At 46.7% G+C, this 3,737-nt stretch carries 2 protein-coding genes; one reads left to right on the top strand and one right to left on the bottom strand.

Going from position 1 to position 3,737, the window contains the following annotated elements; genetic code table 11:
- Positions 1 to 227: 227 nt before the first annotated feature.
- Positions 228 to 1,568, top strand: a complete 1,341-nt coding sequence (locus AB5Y85_RS10595) for a Fic family protein (protein ID WP_167572417.1) — start codon at positions 228 to 230, stop codon at positions 1,566 to 1,568.
- A 75-nt stretch (positions 1,569 to 1,643) separates the two neighbouring features.
- On the opposite strand, the gene AB5Y85_RS10590 is transcribed toward AB5Y85_RS10595, so the two are convergent.
- Entirely contained in the window at positions 1,644 to 2,909 is a 1,266-nt protein-coding gene (locus AB5Y85_RS10590) for a RidA family protein (RefSeq protein ID WP_257687067.1), read from the bottom strand.
- Positions 2,910 to 3,737 lie beyond the last annotated feature (828 nt).

The raw sequence follows: 3,737 nt of genomic DNA, 5'->3' as shown, positions 1-3,737 counted from the left end.
GCGCTTTTTTTACATAAATATCAATGATTGGTATGTGACTTCTTTCAGTAAGGGCAGAAGTCATAGCAAGTTAGAAATTTAAATGTAACCATATTTTTTTGAGTTACATGTAGAAAGATTGGTTTTACTTCATATAAATCATATGCTTATGATTGTTGTTGCTGTTGTGAATCCTATGTGGTAGGGTTCTAAAATGAAATTTAAACTAAAAAATCTGGAGTTGAGTTATGGCTAAGCCTAGAGTCGAAAGAGCTCCTGAGTTTGATATCACAAAAGTATCAATCTCTGATATTGCAGAATTCATTACTCAATACAATGCCACTGATGAAAAAGGAAGATACCTTCACTGGGATCAACTGAAATGGAGAGTGCCAACTAAAGATGCAGAAAAAATATGGTTGGCGATAAAATTTAAAAGAAGTTTTCAAAGTAAGTTTATTAATTTAACTGATGAGAAGGGACGTCGCTTCCATTACAACATTCCTCACTCAATGGAAGCAAAACTCCATGAAATTGTTAAAGTTGCTGGTGGTAATGTAGGCGCTACCGCAGATGGTGTAGCTTCCGACAGTATTCAAAAAAAATTTCTAGTGTCGTCTCTTATTATGGAAGAAGCAATAACAAGTGCTCAACTTGAAGGTGCCTCAACCACAAGAGAAGTAGCAAAAAAAATGCTTGAAGAGGAGCGGGAGCCTGTAGATGAAGATGAGAGGATGATTATAAATAATTATCTTCTTTTAAAGTACGCAGAAAAAATAGCTCATGAAAATTTAACTATAGACCTAATTTTGAATTTCCATAGAATTGCAACTCTCAACACTACCGAAAACAATGTGATTCCTGGTGTGTTTAGAGAGGATGATGATATATATGTTGAGGATGACCGTGGTGAAATTGCTCACCAACCACCTTCATTCGTTCATATAAAAGATAGATTGCTCAAGCTTTGTGAGTTTGCTAATGAAGAGCATAACGGTAAAAGTGGACAAGAGTTCATTCCTCCAGTAATAAAGGCAATTATATTGCATTTTATGATCGGGTATGAACACCCGTTTAGAGATGGAAATGGTAGAACTGCTAGAGCGTTATTTTATTGGTATATGCTTAAGAATGACTATAACTTATTTAAATATATATCAATTAGTAAATTATTGAGAGAAGACCCTAAGGGGTACGGTCTTTCATATATGTACACAGAAAAAGATGATAGTGATCTAACCTATTTTATAGATTTTCAACTAGATATAATATTGCAAGCGTTTGAGGAACTGAAAAAGTATCTCAAGCAAAAAACAGATGACTTTTATCAAGTGGTTGCGTTACTTGAACATTCTAGTATCAATGACAAGCTGAATTTTATACAAAAGGATCTCCTTAAAAAGGGGATGAAGAATCCAGGAAGTATATTCACAGCTAAAGGGGTCGCAAACACCTATAGTGTTACAGAAAATACAGCCAGGACGCATTTAAATAACTTGGTAGATATGAAGTTGTTATTGCCTACTAAGGATGGAAGAACAGTCCTCTACATTGTCCCATCCGATTTGAAAGAAAGGATAAAGGTATAGATTTAATGGGGGAGAATTCTAGTTATCACCAGACACCGGCCTAAGCCGGTGTCCTTTTATTATTTAACGCAACACTTACACCTGCGGCGGGGTACTTTCCGCATTGGACATCACCGCATCAATTTGCACCAGGGCACCGGTGGGCAGTTCGATTACCCCGATTACGGTGCGGGCAGGCAGATAGCCCGGGAAATATTTGGTGTAGACGGCGTTGACCGCATCCAGATCCGCGATATTGGCGAGCTGGATATTGACCTTGACGATATCGTCCATCACATGGCCAATGCTCTCCACAATTGCCTTGATATTGCTCAGGCACTGGGCGGTCTGCTCCTTGATGCAGCCTGCCAGGATCTTGCCAGTGTCGGGGTCAATCGGCAGTTGCGCAGAGAGATGGTTGTAGTGGGAGAAGGCGACGGTCTGGCAATGGAGCGGGCTGCGCGGTGCCTTGTCGGTATTGCGGGCACGGATCACCAGATTGTGTCTGTCTTCCACCAGTTGTGGCGGGGTGCCATCACCGTGGGAGATGACCGCATCCATCTGCACCCGCGCCCCCATGGGCAGGGCGGCGGCACTGACCACAGAGCGGGCAGGCAGATAGGCCACCGCGCGGGCGATGGCGGAGTCGGGGAAGAAGGTGGTGTAGACCTCGTTGACGGCTTCCAGATCGGCCAGATCGGTCAGATAGACGGTAACCTTGACGATATCGTCAAACGGCACGTCGATGCTCTCCAGCACCGCCTTGATATTGCGCAGGCACTGGCCCGCCTGCTCCTTGATGCCACCGGCAACCAGCTGGCCCGAGGCGGCCTCGACCGGCAGCTGGGCGCCGATATTGTTGTAGTGGGAGAAGGCCACGGTATGGGTGGAGAGCGGATTGTGCGGCGCCTTGTCACTGTTGCGGGCCAGTTTAACCAGCGGGCAAGGATCTTGCGGGAAGGTACCTTCGCCGTTGGAGATGATGGCATCGATCTGCACCAGCGCGCCCAGCGGCAGGGCGGCGACGGCGAGGGTGGTGCGGGTCGGCAGATAGCCCGGGAAGAATTCGCGATAGACGGCGTTGACCGCCTCCAGATCCGCCATCTCTTTCAGGAAGATGGTCGCTTTGACCATATCGTCCATCACATGGCCGATGCTCTCGATGATTGCCTTGAGGTTGCTCAGGCACTGTCTTGCCTGCGCGGTGACATCGCCGCTCACCATCTTGCCGGTGGCGGGATCGACCGGCAGCTGGGCGGAGATATTGTTGTAATGAGAAAACGCCACCGTTTGGGTGCAGGGGCCCAGATCCTGGGGTGCATGGGGGGTATTTCTTGCCGACTTGATGATGGTGCCACTCATAGATATGCCTCTTTTTAATATTTGTTGTTCATTCAGGTACAGGTTTACCCCATCTTGTTGTGTGCCACGGCCATTGCGCCAGCGGCGGCATCCCCGGTTATTATTTGTGATCCACTCAATTACTGAGAGGAATAAGGGATAAGAGGACAGGGTAGATATTTCAGACGCTGCGATTCTATGAGTGGCTATCAGGGGTTGCAAACCGCTGATTGCATTTCTATGAGATGGCTCAATGGGTGCAAATTTAATCATATTGCTATTCAATTCACCCGAAATCGCAGCCAATTCGTATGCAAATGGTGCCGAACCGGCGGACAGCCTTGCCCTGACTGGGTTTGCTCTCCCCCTCTTCGGGATATTGGCGTGTGAATAAAGGGTTAATATTATGCGCCGATGTGCAAATAATGCATATTATGGTGCATGGATATCTGTTTTCAGCTCTTTTAAGGGGCTATGAAAATTCCCGTGAATATGCATATCCACCTTATTAAAGATACCTCTGGAATATAATTCACGGCTTTTGCATTCCTCTCTGTTAATGATTATTCCGGCATACTCGGTGACGCCTTGCTGGCAGCCGGGATCTGTTATTAGCGCCATAAAAATCTATGCCATGAATTTGCACGGCGGATCTGCTCCTGCTGCACAGGAGTGGGGAGCATGGCGTTGGCGTTGGCGTTGGCGTTGGCGTGACGGTGTGCGGGAGCTGTGGTGCTGGATGAGAGGTGGCGTTGGATGAGGGGCTGTGGTGGAAATCCGCTTCTCTTCACTCCTGTTGCATCACCCGATGGGTGGGGTTGCCCCCCGTCGTCGCTTTTTCCACTTTTT

The organism is Aeromonas sp. R3-1 (genome assembly GCF_040908345.1).
Classification (GTDB): domain Bacteria; phylum Pseudomonadota; class Gammaproteobacteria; order Enterobacterales; family Aeromonadaceae; genus Aeromonas; species Aeromonas veronii.
This window is presented reverse-complemented; position numbering and strand designations above follow the sequence as displayed.